Origin of the sequence: Flavobacterium frigoris PS1 (genome assembly GCF_000252125.1) — a bacterium.
In the GTDB taxonomy this organism is placed as follows: Bacteria; Bacteroidota; Bacteroidia; order Flavobacteriales; family Flavobacteriaceae; genus Flavobacterium; species Flavobacterium frigoris_A.
The window spans coordinates 84,395-105,997 of the sequence record NZ_AHKF01000025.1; the positions used below are offsets into that span (position 1 = coordinate 84,395).

The 21,603-nt window shown below is 33.9% G+C and carries 13 protein-coding genes; 12 read left to right on the top strand and 1 reads right to left on the bottom strand.

The genetic code is table 11. The features are described 5' to 3' along the window. Positions 1–9 precede the first annotated feature (9 nt). From mobC to HJ01_RS15590, 8 genes are all read left to right on the top strand, one after another. Positions 10–1,992, top strand: coding sequence for a conjugal transfer protein MobC (gene mobC / locus HJ01_RS15555; RefSeq protein ID WP_040474054.1), 1,983 nt, complete (start codon positions 10–12; stop codon positions 1,990–1,992). A gap of 384 nt (positions 1,993–2,376) precedes the next feature. Further along, positions 2,377–3,942 (top strand): class I SAM-dependent DNA methyltransferase, encoded by a 1,566-nt coding sequence (locus tag HJ01_RS15560; RefSeq protein ID WP_007139447.1) that lies wholly within the window; start codon positions 2,377–2,379, stop codon positions 3,940–3,942. 310 nt (positions 3,943–4,252) lie between these two features. Further along, a complete protein-coding gene (locus HJ01_RS15565) occupies positions 4,253–5,434 on the top strand; it encodes a restriction endonuclease subunit S (protein WP_007139448.1) in 1,182 nt (393 codons plus the stop codon). Between the two features lie 16 nt (positions 5,435–5,450). After that, on the top strand, positions 5,451–6,782 hold the full coding sequence (locus HJ01_RS15570; RefSeq protein WP_007139449.1) for a hypothetical protein: 1,332 nt from the start codon (positions 5,451–5,453) through the stop codon (positions 6,780–6,782). A 102-nt stretch (positions 6,783–6,884) separates the two neighbouring features. Continuing rightward, positions 6,885–7,466: a super-infection exclusion protein B gene (locus tag HJ01_RS15575; RefSeq protein ID WP_007139450.1), complete on the top strand. Its 582-nt coding sequence runs from the start codon at positions 6,885–6,887 to the stop codon at positions 7,464–7,466. A gap of 76 nt (positions 7,467–7,542) precedes the next feature. Then, a complete protein-coding gene (locus tag HJ01_RS15580) occupies positions 7,543–8,226 on the top strand; it encodes a hypothetical protein (RefSeq protein ID WP_007139451.1) in 684 nt (227 codons plus the stop codon). Between the two features lie 133 nt (positions 8,227–8,359). After that, entirely contained in the window at positions 8,360–10,045 is a 1,686-nt protein-coding gene (locus tag HJ01_RS15585; protein WP_007139452.1) for an ATP-binding protein, read from the top strand. A gap of 107 nt (positions 10,046–10,152) precedes the next feature. Next, the gene (locus HJ01_RS15590; protein WP_007139453.1) at positions 10,153–13,605 is read left to right on the top strand and encodes a DEAD/DEAH box helicase family protein; all 3,453 of its coding nucleotides are present in this window, start codon (positions 10,153–10,155) and stop codon (positions 13,603–13,605) included. Here HJ01_RS15590 and HJ01_RS15595 read toward each other — a convergent pair. Continuing rightward, positions 13,602–14,606, bottom strand: coding sequence for a helix-turn-helix transcriptional regulator (locus HJ01_RS15595; protein WP_007139454.1), 1,005 nt, complete (start codon positions 14,604–14,606; stop codon positions 13,602–13,604). The genes HJ01_RS15590 and HJ01_RS15595 overlap by 4 nt on opposite strands. Before the next feature lie 98 nt (positions 14,607–14,704). Here HJ01_RS15595 and HJ01_RS15600 point away from each other — a divergent pair, with 98 nt between their 5' ends. The 4 genes from HJ01_RS15600 to HJ01_RS15615 all read left to right on the top strand — a co-directional run bounded on the left by HJ01_RS15600 (position 14,705) and on the right by HJ01_RS15615 (position 20,894). Further along, complete coding sequence (locus tag HJ01_RS15600) at positions 14,705–15,319, top strand: hypothetical protein (protein WP_007139455.1); 615 nt, start codon at positions 14,705–14,707, stop codon at positions 15,317–15,319. A gap of 207 nt (positions 15,320–15,526) precedes the next feature. Further along, positions 15,527–17,410 carry a hypothetical protein gene (locus HJ01_RS15605; protein ID WP_007139456.1) on the top strand — a complete coding sequence of 628 codons (1,884 nt, stop codon included), beginning with the start codon at positions 15,527–15,529 and terminating at the stop codon, positions 17,408–17,410. 3 nt (positions 17,411–17,413) lie between these two features. Next, the gene (locus HJ01_RS15610) at positions 17,414–19,177 is read left to right on the top strand and encodes a hypothetical protein (RefSeq protein WP_007139457.1); all 1,764 of its coding nucleotides are present in this window, start codon (positions 17,414–17,416) and stop codon (positions 19,175–19,177) included. Positions 19,178–19,862: 685 nt separating this feature from the next. Beyond that, positions 19,863–20,894, top strand: coding sequence for a DUF932 domain-containing protein (locus HJ01_RS15615; protein ID WP_007139459.1), 1,032 nt, complete (start codon positions 19,863–19,865; stop codon positions 20,892–20,894). Positions 20,895–21,603 lie beyond the last annotated feature (709 nt).

Here is a 21,603-nt window from a genome sequence, read left to right on the forward strand (position 1 = left end):
ATTATGGCTATGCAAACCGGAGAAAACGAACAGGCATTGCGTAAAATACTCGATATGACTCGACTGATCAGTATCGTAATTTTACTTCTACATTTTTATTATTACTGCTATACCACTTTCAAAGAATGGGGTTTTGTTAGCACCTTCAGCGATACAATTTTGGGCAATATACACCGTACTGAAATGTTCAGTAATTTTCATAAATCCAAGGTTTTTGCATTATTCTTTTTATTGATTTCCTTGCTTGGAGCCAAAGGACGCAAAGAGGAAAAATTGAATCACAAAACGGCCTTTGCCTACATCATTACGGGTGTATTGATTTACTTTTTAAGTTATCTATCGCTTTACCTAAAAGCAAAAACTACGGAAATAGCGATTGCTTATATCAGTATTAGCTGTATCGGATTTTTGTTGATGCTTTCCGGAGGTACATTACTCTCACGGATTATAAAAAACAAGTTGAATAACAAAGATATTTTCAATAAAGAAAATGAAACTTTTCCCCAAGAAGAAAGACTCTTGGAAAATGAATACTCCATCAATCTTCCAGCACGTTATCATTTGAAAGACAAAGTTCGAAACAGCTGGATTAATATTATCAATCCCTTTCGAGCCTTAATGGTTTTGGGGACACCTGGCTCTGGTAAATCTTATTTTGTGATTCGGCATGTTATCACCCAGCACATTCGCAAAGGGTTTACGATGTTCATTTATGATTTTAAATTTGATGACCTTTCTAAAATCACCTATAATACTTGGTTGAAATACAAGCACCTCTATCCTATTCCACCACAGTTTTATGTGATCAATTTTGATGATTTAAGCCGCACACACCGATGCAACCCACTTGAACCTTCTGCTATGACCGATATCACGGATGCAGCAGAATCGGCACGAACGATTCTATTAGGACTCAATAAAGAATGGATCAAAAGACAGGGCGACTTTTTTGTCGAATCTCCTATCAATTTTCTGACAGCAATTATATGGTATCTAAGGAAGTACAAGGAAGGGGAATTCTGTACGCTGCCACATGTTATTGAACTCATGCAACTCGACTATGATAGTTTGTTTACGATATTACGAACGGAGAAAGAAATTGAAGTACTCATCAATCCGTTTATCAATGCCTATCTAAATGATGCCATGGAACAATTGGAGGGACAAATTGCTTCGGCCAAGATTGCCATGGCCAGACTCTCTTCTCCCCAATTGTACTATGTATTATCTGGAAATGACTTTACATTAGACATCAATAATCCAGCCGAACCTAAGATTGTGTGTATGGGAAATAACCCGCAGAAAATTCAAATTTATGGCGCTGTCTTATCTCTGTACGTCTCTCGTTTGATAAAACTAGTCAATCAAAAAGGCAAACTAAAAAGCAGTCTGATCTTCGATGAATTCCCAACTATCTATCTCAATAATATGGATAGTTTGATTGCTACAGCCCGAAGTAATAAAGTAGCCACTTGTTTGGGAATTCAAGACTTCAGTCAGTTGCGAAAAGATTATGGACGTGAACAAGCTGATGTGATTCTGAACATCACCGGAAATATCGTTAGCGGTCAGGTAACCGGTGACACCGCCAAACAGTTATCAGAACGGTTTGGAAAAATTATGCAGGACAGAGAATCACTATCTATAAATAGTGGTGATACTTCCATCAGCCGTTCTAAACAATTAGAATCTGCCGTTCCCCCTTCCAAGATATCGTCCTTGAGTTCAGGTGAATTTGTGGGCATGGTTGCTGATAATCCTGATTGCAAAATTGAATTAAAGACGTTTCATTGTGAAATCGTTAATGATCATGAAGCACTTAAAAAAGAAGAAGAAAATTATAAAGATATTGCGGTAATCAGGAAGATTGATACTACAATAGTACAGCGAAATTATCTGCAAGTAAAACAAGATGTTCAAGAGATCATGCAATCTGAAATTGAGCAACTGTTACAGGATCCAAGCCGGGCTTATTTGGTGTTGAAGAAGTAGTAGGAAGACTCAAACCTAAAAAAGATACAGCTGCGGAAGGACAATATTTATAATCTAATATAAATTATTTGATTCAATCCTTGCAGCAAAACTGCTCGTCAAAAAACAGTTACTATTAAATCTCTTTTATATCAATTTGTTAAACTAAAAAATTCAATACGTTATGGCTTTCCTCAATTTTATGTATGGAATTTTAAATACCTTAGCAAAAATTCATAATCTAACCTTTTTTAAAAACGTGCTATGAAGTTTAAAAAGTATATTTGAAGAAAAAAAAACGAGCTATGCACATTGTCTGCACTCTAACACCTTAGGTTTGTCGTCTAATACTACAATCAAGTGACTGGTTCCAAATTTATTAATGAATAACAACAACCCAATATAATGATCACAGGCGATTTAAAATCTCAAATAGATAAAATCTGGAATGACTTCTGGACAGGCGGAATTTCAAACCCCTTAACGGTAATTGAACAATTTACCTACCTTATTTTCTTGAAACAACTGGACGACAAACAAATCTTGATTGAGAAAAGAGCCAATATGCTCGGTGTTACTACTGACAAACCTATTTATACTCCAGAGCAAAAAGACTTGCGCTGGAGCAGTTTCAAAGACAAAGACCCGGAAGTGATGTTTGAATTATTCACACGTCCGCAACGTCATTTAAATGATGTCACCGTTTTTGACTTTATGAAAACTCTAGGTAAAGATGGTGGTGCGTTCACTGAATACATCAAAGGAGCAACCTTTATGATCCCAACGGCTAAATTGTTGGATCGTGTAGTACAACAAATTGACAAACTGCCGTTGGACAATCGCGATACCAAAGGGGATTTATACGAATACATGCTGGGCAAAATTGCCGAAGCAGGAACTAATGGACAGTTCCGTACCCCGCGCCATATTATCCGTATGATGGTCGAAATGACCCAACCTAAAAAAGACGATACCATTTGTGACCCTTCTTGCGGGACAGCTGGTTTCTTGGTGGCCGCATCCCAATACGTACATGAAAAACACGAAGACTGGTTTATGGATCAGGATTTTCGTGAACATTACAACCGAAACATGTTCAACGGTATAGAAATTGACCCATCGATGATGCGCATTTCAGCCATGAACTTGCAATTGCACGGCATGGAAAACCCTACACTTATTGGAAATTCGGCTTTGAGTGAAAGCAATGACATCAGCAGTCAGTACTCCTTAATCTTGGCCAATCCACCGTTTAAAGGGGCATTGGATTATGATGAGGTAGAAAGCAGTTTACTGAACGTAACCAAAACTAAAAAAACCGAATTACTATTCTTAGCCTTGATTTTGAGAATGCTAAAACTAGGTGGACGCGCTGCCGTGATTGTGCCTGATGGTGTACTGTTTGGTAGCAGTGGCGCACACAAAAGCATTCGTAAAGAATTGGTGGAAAACCAACAATTACAAGCCGTAATCTCGATGCCAAGCGGGGTTTTTAAACCCTATGCTGGAGTGAGTACTGCTATTTTATTCTTTACTAAAACCAATTCAGGTGGGACAGATAACGTTTGGTTCTATGACATGCAAGCCGATGGTTTTAGCCTGGACGACAAACGCAATGCGCAACTATCGGAAGAGGTATTCGAACAGTGTTTTACTGACCCGGAAAGAGTTTTAGAAGAGTTTAAAGGCAAATGCGATATTCCAAACATTTTGTTGGATTGGAAAGCGATCGGCACGGCTCCCTCCCCTTCGGGGAGGAATGGGGTGGGGACTGATAGAACCCAAAAATCCTTCCTAATCCCAAAAGCCGATATTGTAGCCAATGACTACGACTTGAGCATTAACCGCTATAAGGAAATTGTTTATGATGAAGTAATCTATGAAAAACCACAAACCTTGATTGCCGATATCAAAGCAATTGACAAAAAACGTTTGAATACCATGAATGAATTAGAAAAAATGTTAGAATAGTGACGCGGAGATAGAGGGATTCTAGCCCCCGGAAAATAAAATAGCAGAGAGGATGGGATTCGAATCCAGTAATGACTTCAGGGTTATGAATCCTGCACCCATTGAAAAAGTACGGTTCGTGACCGCGACAGGGTTCGAACCAGAAACCCTAAAGTTATAACTTGACCTTGACTGGATTCCAACCTATAACCTTAACAGTAGTTATATTGTAGTCGCAGAAGGATTCGAACCTTCGACCGCCTGCTTAGAAGGCAGCTGCTCAAAACATAATCCTTAAAAAAACTTTTGAAAGGGTAATTAGCATAAAGATATGGAATTAATAGTAAATGAACGAATTGACAATAACTTTGAATTAATGCAGAAAGTTAGACTAAAACATATAGTTAAGATATCAAAAGGAAAAAAATCTACCGAAGTAAGTCTGTCCAATTTAAGATATATCCAAATTGGGGATTTACGAAATGATGATAACCTTAAATATGCTGAACAAAATAAATCGAATGTACTTTGTACGAAAAACGATATATTAATTGCATGGGATGGGGCAAATGCTGGAATAATTGGATATAATCTTGAAGGTGCTGTTGGTAGTACTTTAGCCAAGTTAGTAATTAATGATAATTACAAAATATTCCCGAATTTTTTAGGCAGATTTTTACAAACCAAATCTAAAAGCTTAAGAGACAATTGTACTGGAGCAACTATTCCGCACATTTCAAAATCAGAACTTGAAAATATAGAAATCCCCCTCCCTGATCTCTCAACCCAACAAAAAATAGCCGAAATCCTAGACACCGCAGACCAATTGCGTCAATTCAACAAGCAACTCATAGAAAAATATGATGCCTTAACACAAAGTTTATTTTTGGAGATGTTTGGGGATCCAGTGAGAAATGAAAAGGGGTGGGAGAAAAGTAAATTATCCGATAATTCAAAAATTAGAATTGGTCCTTTTGGAAGTTTATTACATGTAGAAGATTATATAGAAAATGGAACTCCATTAGTTAATCCAACTCACATAAAAAAAGGTAAAATTGAGATTGATAATAAATTAACAATTTCAAAAGACAAATTGAAAGAGCTTGAAACATATAGATTAAAAACCAATGATTTAATTCTTGGTAGAAGAGGAGAAATGGGCAGATGTGCTATTGTAACAATTAATGAAGATGGTTTTTTATGTGGAACAGGAAGTATCTTTATTCGTCCCAAAAACAATTTAAATATAAATTATTTATATAAAGTTATCTCATCGAATTCATTTAAACAAGTTTTAGAAAATTCAGCTAAAGGTGTAACGATGAAAAACTTAAGTTCCAAAGTAGTTGGGGATTTAGAAATTCCTTTACCTCCAATAGAAATTCAAAACAATTTTATAAAATCTATTGAAAATATAGAAACGCAAAAACAACAAGCCCAAGAAGCCTTGGAAAAAAGCGAGGATTTGTTTCAGAGTTTGTTACAACGGGCGTTTAAGGGGGAATTGAATTAAAATAAGAATTATAAATATGGAAACACAATCAGTACTTAGAATCAAAACTTCACGTGACCAAATTAAAGAGTCATTAAATTCTTTTGACACATCCCAATTCAATAGTACCAAATTTGGAAACGAAAATGAATACAATGGCAAAGGAATTTATTTAGGTCTAAATGCCTTACTCATTGATGTCTCCTATTTTATAAAATCACACAACATATTTATTCAAGTTTCTACCCTAGAAGAAAGAAATGAAATAGCTCAAGACCTAGATTATATTCTAAGTTACATTCAAAAACCTCAATTGCTTTATCCACATATAGATAGTTTAAAAGTTAAATTAAGAAAGTATAATGTTCGTAATAGTATCGAAAGATGGGAACTGTTTCAAGATACCAACAAACTACTTTTGGAACAAGGAAATGAGTTTAAAGAAGCTTTGAAATTTATCCATGAAATAAAAGAAGAAGCAACTAATTCAAACAGTTCAGTTTCTGAAAAATTAGAAGCCATTACTAAAAAGTTCGAAGAACTTGAAGAAAAAATAGAAGAAGTAGAGGAAGTGAAAACGGAAATTGTATTGAATTCTGATAAACTGGAATCAATCAATGAAAACTTAGTTAAAGTTAATGGATCGGCAGAAACTTATCTTGAAGAAATTAAAGAAAGTCTATCAGAAGTTAAAAATAATGAAAAACTAATTAGTGCATTTGCCCAAAAAATTCAGGAAAGAGACAATCGTTTAGGAGAATTACAGCAATTAACCGAAGAGAACAAACAGAAACTTAACGAATATAATGTTGAAAGATTAAAAATATTGGAAGAAGCAGATAATTTAATTGAAAGTGCTAAAACTGCTTTAAATTACAAAACTGCAGAAGGTATAAGTGCTTCTTTTCAAATTCAGCATACAGATGCTAAAAAATGGCAATATTCGAGAACTTGGATTATAGGAGCTTCTTTATTTATTTTAGTTGCAATAGGACTCGGTGTTTGGATTACTTTAGATACAACGAATAAACTTCATTTAATAATAGGCCGAATAGCTTTAATTCCTTTACCTATAATTGCAGCAATTTTTTGTGCAAATCAGTACGTGAAACAAAAAAACCTTATTGAAGATTACGCCTATAAAATGGTGTTGGCAAAATCAATAGTTGGTTTTTCAGAACAACTCAAAAAAGATGCATCTGTGGATAAAGGGGAATACATTCACTACATGAAAGTCGCACTAGAAGAAATCCACAAAGACCCTTTGAGAAAAAGAGATCAAAAATCGGTAGAGAATAAAATTGAAAATTTTTCAATAAAGGAGATTCTGGAAGTTGCAGAAAGAATGGTTAAAATTGGAAAGTCTTAATGAATAATCCTACTAGGAATCTAAAAAGCGAGGATTTGGTTCAGAGTTTGTTGCAACGGGAGTTTAAGGGGGATTTGAATTAATTTATTATAACCAAACTATATGGATTTTTTAAAATCATTTTTTGATGTTACGAAACTACCAACAAAGATTTTTCTTGTAGTTTCAATTGTCACGGGAGTATTTATTTTTTCTGGTTCAGAAATTTTAAAGAAACTCCATTTGGATAAATTTCAAACGTATGAAGGATTTGTAGGTTTGGCTTTTTTATTTTCTACTGTTCTTGTAATAGTAAATCTAATTATTTGGATATTCAACAAATTACATTTTGAATACAAGCTATATAAATTAAAAGCTGAGCATAAGCAAATCCTCACCGAATTAGATCCTAAGGAAAAGGCTGTACTGAGAGAATTTATTATATGTAGCCAAAGCTCAATTGATATGCCATATGACAATCCAGTTATTGCTGGACTTCTAGGCAAAAATATACTAAGTATAAACAAACAATTTGGAAATAGTTTAATAATGCATGGAACCAAGGTTCCTGTATCAGTTTCGCGATATTTTTTAAAAATATTAAAGTTTGAGTATGTTGATTTAATGGAGAATCCTACTGAGGAAGAAAAACATTTAATTTCAGAGAACAGACCTGAGTGGGTTAATAACTCTTGGAGGTACTAAAAAATAGTTTGTTATAATTTGGTATTTAGCTGCGAGTTGATATAAATGATTACAATACTAATATTAAAAAGGAAAAATGTCATTAATTATAAAGATTGTTTGCCCAGAAGGAATAATTACTGCTTCAGATACTAGAGAAGTTTATTCAACCATTGATGAAGTTAATGGTAAAAAAAAATACATAAACCACAAAGACGAGATAGAAAAAAGTTTCTTGAAAAACAAAATCTCAATTGCAATTGCAGGTAATGCATTCATTGGCAAAAAACAAATTAAAGATTTTTTTACAGACTTCTTAATCAACCTTAATGTCGAAATAAAACACGATCAACTTATAAATGAAATATCAAATTTGTACAAAGACACGTGTAAACATTCAACAAGTTACTTTGTGTCATTTTACGATGAAATAAACCAAAATTCAAAATATAGAAATTATTTTAAATTTGAACCTCTAGTTTTTTGTTTTAACACAAAAGAAATGAGTCTAAAAAGACTAAATGAAGATGAAGATGGTTTTACTTTTGGTATATTTTGGGGTGGTGAAAGCGATAGGATTTCAAAATCACTATTAGAAAAAAGGACTAACATAGATACTAATCTTCTAACAATTGAAACTTCAATTGAATTAATAAAAAATATTTTTAAAGAGGTTGGCGCAGATTTTATTAAAAATAAAGAATATCCAACTATTAGTGAACAATTCGACATAACTATTCAAACTTTAGACAAGACTGAAATTATTAGAAATTTTCAATAAAAGAGATTCTTGAAGTTGCGAAAGGAATGATTAACATTGGAAAGTCTTGATAGATAATCCAACTGCTTTTAAAATTAAAATTCTAAATTTGAAAATCGAATAACAAATACGTTTTCAGAAGTTTAAACAAAATATGGCATTACCAATAAACATAAACGATTTAGTCAACGGACAAGCTATAGAATGGGAACGTCTTGAATTCAAACAAGGCTGGAACCCTGAAGAAATTGTACATACCCTATGTGCGTTTGCCAACGACATCAACAATTGGGGCGGTGGCTACATCATTGTAGGCATTGCAGAAAAGGATGGAAGGCCTATCTTACCTCCTGCGGGTTTAGCTCCCGAAAGTTTAGATAGAATTCAAGGGGCAGTTTTAACCCTTGCCTATCAATTGCTTCCCAATTATTTTCCTTTAATACAACCTTACACACTACAAGGACAACACATTTTAATATTATGGTGTCCTGCCGGTGATAACCGCCCTTATACCGCCCCAATCACACAAGGAAAAGCAGCACAACGCTATCCCTACATTCGTTTTGGTTCCCGTAGCATCATTGCAAAAGAGGATAATTTAAGACGATTACAAGAACTAACGGCACGTATTCCTTTTGACGACAGGATAAACGGCAAAGCAACCATTGATGATTTAGATTTAGGTTTAATTCAGGCCTTTCTTCAAGAAGTAAAAAGCGATTTATACGAAGAAAGCAAGCAGATTCCTTTTGCGGATTTATGTCTCAATATGAAAATTGTAAATGGCCCTAAAGAAGCATTACGCCCCTTAAATGTTGGCCTATTATTTTTTTCCCGTAATCCCGAAAAATTCCTCGAACGTTCTTGGATTGAATTGGTAATTCACAAAGACAAAACTGGTAAAAACTTTTCCGAAAAGTATTTCAAAGGTCCTTTACACCATCAGCTAAGAGCCATATTGGACTATTTCAGAAATAATGTTATTGAGGAAGTTGTCGAAAAAGTAGCCCATAAAGCAGAAGCCAACCGCCATTTTAATTTTCCTTACGAAGCCATAGAAGAGGCTTTGTCTAATGCGGTTTATCATAAAAGCTATGAAATGGACAAACCTATTGAAGTGCAATTATGGCCCGACAGAATAGAAATCCTAAGTTTCCCTGGTCCGGTTCCACCAGTAGATGCACAGATACTAAAACAAAATAAACGCATCGTGGCACGGGATTATCGCAACCGCCGTATTGGTGATTTACTCAAAGAGTTACACTTGACAGAAGGACGCGGTACTGGTTTCCCTACCATCAGAAATGCCATGAAGGAAAATAATTCGCCCGAACCTGTTTTTGAAACAGACGAACAAAGCACGTATTTCCTTTCGGTTTTACTGGCAAAAGAACAAATAATTACAGCCATTGAGAATATTCCTTTCAATAACTTGGAGGAGCTTAGTCACTTTTTAAACACACTTAGTGACCAAGCTAGTGACCAAGCTAAAACCAGTGATAGCAAGGAAAAAGAGATTTTAGAGAACCTCTTAGCAAAACTTAGTGACCAAGCTAGTAACCAAGCTGTTCAAATTATAGAAAATAATCTTAATGATAAAGCACTGACTATTCTGAATATTTTAGACGAACCAAAAAAGAGAGTCGAAATTTTAGAAAACTTAGGCCTTTCTAACCACTCTCGTAACCGAGAAAGGTATTTAGACCCATTGATAAACTTAGGTTGGATAGAAATGACTATTCCAGACAAACCAACACATCAAGACCAAAAATACAAACGCACCATTCAAGGAGCATTACTTCACAGATTGGTACTGGGTTTAAACAGCGATAAAGAATAATTCTTCCTAAGAAAAGAAACAGGCGGTTCCACACAACCCTAGAGAAATAATAACTTTTCGGAAGAAATCAAAATAATGTAGTATTTTAGTGGCATCAACCTAGGAAAATGAAAAGCAACTTTACCTTTCTTCAACACGAATTTCCAGAAATCTATAGAGAGATTGCCGATGCCGAAAAACACACCTTTACAGCGCCACGTTATGCTGCCTTATTGTGTCGCAGCACGTTGGAGAAAACAATGTTCTGGTTGTATAAAAATGATGAAGATTTAGAGTTGCCTTATGACACCAAATTAGGTGCCCTACTCCACAATGAAAGTTTCAAAAATATACTCAAACCAAGTATGTTAATGGAATTGGATATTGTACGATTGAATGGGAACAATGCAGCGCATGGTAAAACGGTTCGAGCTTTAGAAGCTTTACAATCTTTGAAAAACAGCTTTCGCTTTTTGACTTTTTTAAGCAAGTATTACAGCGAAAATAATCCTAACATTCCCGAATTTGAAGAAAAAGTAATTCCTTATGGAGATACTAATGATAAAAATACCAAGCAACTCCAGGCTCTTGCCGAAAAACTGGAGCAAGAACGTGCCGAAGCTCAAAAAGGGTTAAAAGAACAGGAAAAACTTGCAGAAGAAAATGGTTTACTGCGCAAACAATTAGAAGCACAATTGCAACTCATTGCCGAACGTAAAGAAGAACGTTTTCAGGAAAGAGCAGTTGAAAAAGCTATTCCTGAACTCACATCCGAACATCAAACACGCCTTATTCTAATTGATTTACTATTGCGAGAAGCAGGTTGGGATAAGCTGAGAGAAGGGCGAGAAATAGAATTCGAAGTTACAGGAATGCCATTAACTACAAATCCATCAGGAAAAGGTTTTGTAGATTATGTGTTATGGGGCGATAACGGGTTACCACTGGCAGTGGTAGAAGCCAAAAGTACCATCCACTCTGCCACCAAAGGAAAGCATCAAGCCAGTCTTTATGCAAAATGTTTGGAAGAGAGTACAGGGCAACGTCCAATAATTTTTTACAGTAATGGTTTTGAAACCCACATTTGGGACGATACTTTTTATCCAGATAGAAAAGTACAAGGTTTTTATACCAAAGAAGAATTACAGCTACTTATTGAAAGACGTTTTTCCCGTAAGGATTTAAGAGAATTTGCGGTAAACACAGCTATAGCTGGAAGGTATTATCAGCTGGAAGCCATCAAAAGGGTAGCAGAACATTTGGTAACCACCAACCAAAACAAACTCAAAGGAACGAGTAGAAAAGCCTTGTTAGTCATGGCAACCGGAAGTGGAAAAACAAGAACCGCAGCGGCTATGGTAGATATGTTTACCAAATGCAACTGGGCCAAAAGAATATTGTTTTTGGCGGATAGAAATGCCTTGGTAACACAAGCCAAAAATGCTTTCAAAGAACATTTGCCACACTTGTCAGCCATTGATTTAACTAAAGAAAAAGAAGATAATGGTACTAGAGTCGTTTTCTCGACCTACCCTACCATCCTGAACAAAATTGACAGCCTCAAAAACGAAGACGAACGTTTTTATGGTGTCGGTCATTTTGATGTGATTATCATTGACGAAGCACACCGTTCTGTGTATCAAAAATACCAATCCATTTTTAATTATTTCGATTGCATTTTAATTGGATTGACTGCCACACCTAAAACAGAAGTGGATAAAAACACTTATAGATTATTCGAAATTGAAGATGGTAATCCAACATACGCTTACGAATTAAATAAAGCGGTTGCGGATAATTATCTAAAGCCACCCAAAGCATTTAAAATTCCGCTTAAATTCCCAAGGGAAGGGATTAAATATGAAGACCTTTCAGAGGAAGATAAAATACGTTTCAAAGAACTATTTGGTGTCCAATTTGGAGACGAAAACCAAGTTTGCGATGTGGATAAAAGCAAGATCAATACCTGGTTGTACAACACCGATACTATCGATAAAGTATTAGACTATTTGATGACTAATGGCCAGAAAATTGCCGGAGGTGATAAACTCGGCAAGACCATTCTTTTTGCAAAAAACCACAAACATGCCGTTTTTATAGAGGAACGCTTCAATAAAAACTATCCTCAATATGGAGGCAGTTTCCTTCGGGTAATTGACAATTACGAAGACAAAGCCCAAGATCTTCTAGAGAAATTTTGTTTTGATAAAGGCGACGAAAAAGAGCCTCAAATTGCCGTTTCCGTAGATATGATGGATACTGGTGTGGATGCGCCTAGAGTATTAAACTTAGTGTTTTTTAAAGAAGTAAAATCGTCTTCAAAATACTGGCAAATGATTGGTCGAGGCACGCGTTTGTGTCCGGATATTTTTGCGCCGGGAATAGACAAAGAATATTTTTTAATCTTTGATTTCTGTGGCAATTTTGAATATTTTGGAGATAATCCAGATGGGGAAACACAAAAAACTGCCCTTTCTTTAGCCCAACAAACCTTCAATACAAAACTGGAAATTGTGATGACAGTGCGTCAGTTGCAAGACCCAACCGAAGAACAAGAACACATTCAAGTACAATTCACGGATGATTTACACCTATTGGTGGATCATTTAGATGATGCCCGTTTTGAAGTCCGCAAACACTGGCGTTATGTTTTAGAATATAAAAACAGAGCAAGATGGAACAATTTGCTGCAAGGCGATGTACTCAATATACAAAGTAATTTATCTCATTTAATAGATTACAACCAAGACAAGGACGAATTTGCTAAACGATTTGATTTATTGGTTTACAAACTACAACTGGCATTGATTACTGGAAATAAAGCGCAAGTAAGACACATTGATAATATGTATGATATTGTGAATATGCTATTTACGAAACGTAATATTCCTGCCGTTCAAGCCAAAATAGCGACAATCAAACAACTACAAAACGAACAATTCTGGAGTACGGTTAATGTGCAACAATTAGAAGTAATCCGTCAAGAACTTCGTGATTTAATCCAGTTTCTAAAAGACGAAAAGAAACTAGACCCTGTTTATACTTCCTTTACTGATGAGCTTTCAAAAGATGGCGTTGAAGAAGTAGATCTTTTGGCTACATATACTTCATTACAAAGTTATAAAGACCGTGTAGAAGCCTTTATTAGAAAAAACAAATCCCATTTGGTGATTGATAAATTATATAAAAATTTACCTATTACTAGCAATGAATTGGAGCTATTGGAACAATTCCTGTTGAAAGAAGCTTTGGAAAGCAAAGACCGTTTTATAAAAGAATACGGAGAACAACCATTAGGTAAGTTTGTTCGAAATATAGTTGGTTTAGATATTGAAATTGCCAATCAATTATTCTCGGATTTTATCTCCAAAGGAAATTTGAATGCCAACCAAATTACGTTCATCCAAAAAATAATCCAGTACCTCAACCAAAAAGGAGTAATAGAAAAACAATTACTGACACAAGCCCCATTTAATGAACATCACGACCAAGGCGTTTTTGGTATATTCCCGGAAGAAGACAAGGCCATGAAAGTGATTCAAGTAATCAATCAGGTCAATGAAAATGCTATGTTTGCCTAATAATTGGCCAAACTGCGTACTAACCGTAGCTTTATAGCATTTTTAAAAAAGTCGGGCTCCATCACTTTCAATCCGGCTCCAAAGGATAAAATCATTTTTTCCAATTCATGATTGGGAATCACTTCTATAGAAAAAGTAAAGCCGGTTTCATCAATACTGATTTTCTTTTGTGAACCGTGTAAGGGTTTGGTTATTATATAAGGTGCTAAATCGGGTGTTGCAAACAAAGTGATTTTCGAAACTGTAGATTCAGGAGAAATAGAAACCCCAATAACATCATCAAAATATTCATTAAAATCAATTGGGGAAACTTGATACTTTTTGTTTGTTTCCGAAAAAGAAACAATCCTATCCAAAGCCAAATTGGTGAAATTTTCAAATTGCGGATTATTTCCAATTAAAAACCAGCGATTATTATATTGTTTCAGATAATGTGGATGAATTTCCAATGTAGTCATCATATCGCTTTTGAAAGATTGATAATCCACTTGCAACACTTTTTTGTACAAAATAGCATTGAACAAATCACCTAGAAAATGAATGTTTTTCAGGTATTCATTGGCGTCAAAACTAATGATTTCCCTTTCGTGCGATTGCAATTTGAAAGCTTCTTGCAACTTCAAAATCAATTCATTGACCCATTCAAATTGTGGCATTCCTTTAAAACGGGACAAAACCAATAAAGCTGATTTCAATTTTTCGGCTTCCAGTTCGTTCATAGGTTGCTTATTGATTGAAAAATCAGAAGTTTCATAGCGATAATATACTTTCCGCCCTTCTTTAATTCGATCTAGTGGCACAGACCAACCTTGACTACTTTCCATAAACTTAATATCTTCAAAAAGTTGACGTTTTTTTATACCATCCCCATCAGGATTGAGTTCATATAAAGCTTCATTACAATTTTCCAGTAAATCATCTAAATAAAATTTCATATTGAAATTATTAAAACATTTGTCTAAAGCGTGAAAACGAATAAGAGCATTTTTGTTGATGGCCATAGTTGAAAAGTTTGATAGGGTAAATTTAAAACTAAACGATGCGAATAGACTGCACTAATAGCAAATAGTTTTGTAATCTAATTTAAAAAGAAAATAGTATGTTAAAGAAAATTATGATTATCGCAGGGATTGTGACTTTTATGTTTAGTGGAAATGTATTGGGTCAGGAAAAAATTGCCACTTACAATTCGACTTATTTGTCGAAAAACTTTGAAATTCAAGCAGGGAAACCAAATGAAAAAGGCGATTTTGATTATTACATTGATTGCTTCTCTTCAGACAGTTCGAGTCGTAAAGCATCGTTAATGCTAAAAAATAAAGAAGTTCCGGATTTCATTGAATTTCTTGCAAGTATAAAAGAGACCTTTTTAAAATGGAAACAAACTGCTATAGAAAATAAAGTAACGGAACTGGACAAGAAAATTGAATACAAGAATTTGAATTACAGAGGTGCATTCCTTTATGGCAAATGGAACTTTGATTATTCAGTTAACCTTTCAACCCGTTTTAGAATAATAAACGATAAATACTTGTTGATTATTGATAGCGATGCCTTGCAATCCAGTTCTAACCAATTTATTAAAAGTGATGGCTTCCGTTTTGTTTTTAGTTCAGCGCAAGAAATTGATGAATTAATAAACGGCTTAGACATAGAAAAAGTAAAAGAGTTCTATTCTGCTAAAAATGGCAAGGAAGATTTATTTAAGAATTAAATTGTAAAAAAACACTGCCTTACAAAACATCCAATAAATTTTGAATTGTTGGATGTCTTGCAAGTTTTTTTATATACTTTAGTAAAGTAGATAATCATGAAAGCTGTAAATTTATTACAGCTTTAGGATTTATAGAAATTCATTTAAAATAATATTTGAATAATCTTAAATTCAAAAAACAAGTATGAAAAAAATACAGTACATTTCATGAATCAAAATATTGACAAAATAACGGATTTGATACACTATACCTTTGAGAACAGAAAAGGTAAATATAAATTTTCCGAAATACTGGATCATGTCGTCCTTTTAAAACAAGGAGTATTAAAAATTGTAGAGAAGGATCTCCAATACCTTGAAATTAATTTAGATTCCTTTTTATTTAACGAGCTACTATTAAATATTGCCGAAACGGAATTAAAAAGAAAACTACCTGACAATATTGTTGACACGTTTCTTTTCATAGATGATTTTGAAAAGTACCTGAAAAACAAATATTGTATAGACGATTCAAGTAAGGAATTTACTAACTCAATTAATGCGTTAAAAGCATTTGTCCTCACCATTCTAAATAATCAACTTTGCGTTTATGATTTCTATGTTGAATTCATAAAGGACAAAAAACAAAAAAGAAGGGATAGCTCTAATTTTATAGACCCATATTTTCAGTTTTTAATAATTACAAATGCTTGCGAAGAAGTAATTCTAAGCTCCTGCATAGAATACAATAACTCCGAGAAACACCCTTCAAATTACATCTATAATTTTCTAAGAGGGTTAGGAAAAAATCATAGTACACTTGCCAAACAGTTAGCTGAATTTGGTATTAAAAATGATTTTCAGAAGTATTCTGTTTTAATTCCAAATTTATTTATTGGCTTATATAATGAAGGTCATAATGATACTTTTGATGATTCTATTTTAATATTTGAAAAAGATCCAATTACTGCATTGAAAGCATTCAGTGGTTATAATCTTTCGAACGGGTCAGATATAAAACAATTATTTGAGTTACTAAATAAGATTGAACCAATAACCATTGAATTAGTAAATCTAAAAAGTGTTTTATTTTGTAATTTCATTGAAAATGATAATGCATCAGCTGAAATTAAAGAAAATTCCATCAAAGAGCTTGTTAAGCTTTTGAAATCAGAAGATCATAAAAAGGCGGACAGTGCTTTTCAAAATATCCAGTATAGTTTAGAAAAATATGAATATGAAAAATATTATCTGTTAAATGTCTATCTGAACAATACACAGAATTTCAATGTATTCAACTATTTTTTCCATAATTTCAAAAACCCACAATACCTTTTTGACATTCTAATAAAAAGATATGATGCATCTGGATTTAGGGATTCAATAGATTTGTTTAAGAATTCACTAAATCATTTTTTAGACACAAACAAAGAAGAAACAGAAGAACAAATTTTAGACTTATTTAACTTTAGGAAGTATAGTTTATTGGCTGTCAAAATAATTCTTTCTACTCATGGGGGAGTACATCAAGTCAATTTATTAAAGTTGTCAGAAAAACAGGCTCAATTGTTTGCAATCGACAGTATTTGCAATTATCCTCATTCCATTGATGATTTACTTCCTCTCTTATTGAAATTAAAAGAGTCTAATTTAAAAGAAGTAAAAGATTATTTGCAGACTAAGTTAGCTGAATTAATCTTTGAGGTTTATCAAGAATCACTACTTGATCTCATCAAAAAGAATTTAACCAACTCGAAAAAAGACAAAGATTTTCTAATTCCTTTACAAAAGGCTTTCGATGAATATTCTAAAATGCGTGAGTTTAAGGCAAAAATTAAAGACTTAGATCCTAAAGAAAACGAAAGAAATCTAATGGATTTATACTATCGTTTAGAGCATGAAAATCAGGCCAAAATGATGAAGAACATAGATAAGGATAAAAACTCATTCTTGTCCATGATGAAAAACATGGTAATTGTCAGAGGAAGAGCGTGGAAAAATGATGATTCAGAAGACATTCTACCATTAGGTTATTTTGAATCAAGTATGATGATCGATACTAGAGCCTATAAAAACCCTCCTGTTTATGAACAAAATCTTGAAAATTTCTAAGTAATGGATATAAAAAATATAATTGTCAAAGAGTACTTAGAATCATTAACTGAAAAAAATGAGTTAAATAGAATTTTTCCTATTTTATTAGAATCCATGGGGTTTACTATTTTATCCAAACCAACAGAGTATCTAGGATTACCCGAATATGGAAAAGATATAGTAGCCATAGGTATTGATGAAGATAATATCAAAAAAAGGTTTTATTTTGAATTAAAAGGTGGAAAAGATAGAGACATCACTGATGGCAACTTTTATGGAAAAGACGGTATTCAAGATTCTTTAACTCAAGCTAGCTATAATAAATTTGTTTCTGCTTTTCCTGAGTTCGACCAATTACCATTAAAAATTGTAATTGTACATAATGGTGTGATCAAGGGAAGTGTACAGGCTACTTTTGAATCATTTGTAGTAGCAACACAAAATAATTTAGTCAACACTTCTTTTGATCGTTGGGATATTTCACGCCTGACACTTCTGTTTTCCGGAAAACTTTTTGGTGAATATTTACTGGTAGATCCAAAAACCACTAAATTATTCAATCGAGTTTTAGTAAATTTAGATACAAATGATGGGATAACATCGGATTTCGTAGATTTATTGGAAGTAATACTTTCCAAAGAAGAATGGAAAAAATCTAAAAAACTTTCTCGAAGATGGCAACTACTATTCGAAACTTTTAAGCTTATCGGGTTTATCATATATACAGAGTCGAAAGAATACAACAATCTTGAAATCGCAAAGAGATATTTAACCCATTTAGTGATAAAGTTCTGGCATTGGATTTTAAAGAACAATTTAGAAAACGACAAAGCTGTAACTAAATATTTTGATCAGGTTTTTAATTTCTATTATAAAGTATTATTAGAATACTTTCAAAGAACAATTCCTATTGCTAATCTAAAAGATGGTCTGTCTTCTGAACATTCGGGAAGATATGAGCAAATTGGATATACAAAAAGAACTTTTGAGTATTTGGACTATTTTTGTTTTTTGCTGAATGTAGAAAGATTTTATAATAAAAAAATCAATGACGAAAGTATGCATCTACAACTAGTAAATATTATTAATCAAAATAGTGTCTCTTCTAGGCCACTTATTGACATTCATTCATCAACTATAATCAGTATTCTTAATTTATTTATTGATTTTGGAGAATTACAGAATGCTAAAAATTATGTAAAATTAGTTCTGGGACAAATTAAGTATGCAAAAGAAAACTTAGACTTTATTCCTGATGCAAATAACAGTATTGAAAATGTGATTAGATTCACTGTTACAGGTGTTAAACCGGTCTATTTTTCGGATAGTACTTCTCCTATTCTTACGGTTTTAATGGAATATCTCGCTTTATTAGATATGGAAGAAGAATACAATATCATGAAAGAATTTATTCTTGAACGTAAAATTGATTTAGGATTATTTGTGCCTCACCATGGAATAAATTCAACTTCTACACATTTAGTCAAAGACAAGGAAAATGATTTGGAAGAACAATTGTTTTCAAAATCCTTTAGGGATGGTTATCAATCAGAAACAAGATTGACAAAAAACTTTAATAAAGATTTAAATTTTGAAGAATTTAAAAAAAAGATAGAAAACAAGAAAACTGAATTTGAGTATAATTATCGTACCAATCAAGCAGGATACCCTTTTTTAAAAGATCTGGCTCATAATTATTTCCAAACTCCTTTCTTTCCTGATAAATGGAGAAATTTAATTATATCACAAAGTATGACGGGCAATCAAACAGTCTCTCTTCGGTAATTCTCTTTGTTCCGTTCGGCTGCTCCAGTCGGTCAACCCTACATTTTCATAAGCGCCCTTTTGGTAAATAAGCAATTTATCACATCGATTTAACAGTTAGTTTTCTCTCCATTCCACAGACCCTTTACAGTACTAAATAAACAGCAGCTTGAAAAACAGCAGCTGTTTTTTTTTGCACTGTTTCGTTCCTAACCTTTACACATTCATTTCATCTGTTCGGCAGGTCTAAACCAGCCATAATACCGCTTCATTCCGTTTCACTTCATTCCAGCAGTATTCCGTCTCTCACCCCCAGTACTTTCTGCAGTTGCATCATCCCCCAGCCATCGGATTTGGAGCCGTTTCTATTTCTCCCAATTCAATAGTAGATACCTTATTCCTATATACTAGTAAAAATTCCCCCCAGCTGATAATAAAATTGCAGAGATTTTTTCGTAGAAAAAACAAGAAGTTGTAAGGAAGTTTCCACTCGAAACGGACTAAAAGGCAGCTAAGATAGTGTCTTAAGAATGTTGCTAGCACATAATGACTGCGTTGCACTTGTCACCCTACGGGACTTATTGCTCTCCACTTCCTTAAGCCCCTTTATTCTTGCTTTCTTTTTCTCCGTTTTTCTTTTTGAAAACATTTTTTTGAGGAGACTGGGAAGAAATAAAAATAGTAGTAATCATAAAATTTTTAGATCATGGCACACCATTTAAATTTCAATGAGCAAACAAAAAAACACAGTTTTTTTAGCACAAAGGAAAAAGCATGGCACAATCTAGGGCAAGTCATTCAAGACTACCCCACAAGCGCGGAGGCAATCAAACACGCAGGCCTGGACTACGAAGTCGAAAAAAGAAAACTTTTCACAAGCAGTCTCCAGGACATGCGCATAGAAGTCCCCAACTTTTTCAGTACCGTACGCACGGACAACGATACCGTTTTGGGAGTGGTAGGTAAAGACTACCAAATCGTACAGAATAGAGATGCTTTTTCTTTTTTTGACAGCATTGTGGGTGGCGACGGTATGCTCTACGAGACAGCTGGAGCATTGGGTCATGGGGAACGCATCTTCATAACTGCCAAGTTACCTGACTATATCCGTGTAGGTAATGATGACCTTATCGAAAAATACCTGTTCTTGACCACCTCCCATGATGGAAGTGGAAGCATTACCGCTGCTTTTACTCCCATCCGTATCGTATGCGCCAACACTCTCAATGCAGCATTGCGAAACCAAACTAATACTGTTCGCATACGCCATACTTCTAACGCAAAACAAAGGCTTGAGCAAGCACACAAAGTCATGGGGATTTCTGATCGCCTAGCTTTACAATTGGAATCAATTTTCAATAACTGGACAAAAGTACGTATTTCAGATAATGAAGTAAAAAAGCTCATTCACTCTGCTCTGGCTCCTAGTAAAGAGGTTCTTAAAACCTTACAAGAAGGTAGAACAGAGGACCTATCAACTTGTTTTATTAATATGGTAGATAATGCTTATGAATATGCCATGAGCGACCCAACTCAACTAATGAACACCACCAAAGGCACGGTTTTCGGAGCATATAACGCCATAACAGGATACTTTCAAAATGTACGTTCTTATAAGGATGATGAAGCAAAACTAGCTTCTATACTAATGGGTGGTACCGGACAATTACGTGCGCAAACTGCTTTTGATCTTTGTACCAATTATGCTGCAAAGGGTACTATAGTAGAACTAAACTAACACAATGGGACAGGTAGAATATACTGCCTGTCTTATTTATAATTATATATAATTTTAAATGACAATGATGCTCAAAAATTAGCCATTTCAACATAAGCAAATTGCTGTATGAAAGTGCGCCGCCCCACAATTGGCCTCCCTTTGGTCCGAACAATTGCGGGGCGGTAAGAGTTACATGATTCCTTTTAAACTGCATCATTATAGATTACAATATAGATCATCAATCGATGATGCAAGAGGCGGGAGTTGGTTTCTGGTGGCACTAGTGCTGAATTCACTCTTAAGCCATCTTTTTTAGTAGTGTAATAACATACTTAATGATCTTAGAAACCAGTTAGTCATCAAAAAAAATAACGCTTTTTAAAACAAATATTTCAATAAGAAAGTTGGAAGTTTTTAAACTGTTTGACTCATTAGTACTACTAATTTATATCACGTTTAAAAAAGTTCAGAATTTAGAAAAAGTTGCCAGATAACGCAGCTTAAGTAGTACGATACTTTCATATAAATGAACAATTAAAAAAATTAACAAAACTTTTATGCTGTTTTAAATATATATTTTTTACTTTTGAATATCTATATTTTTATATGAAAACAATCCACCTTTTAGTATTAGTAATATTTGGCCTCTTTTTGATGCCAACTCCTACTTTTGCTTGTGGAGCTAATTCTAAAAAACACTCTTGCACTAAAGAGATGTCTTCTGGAA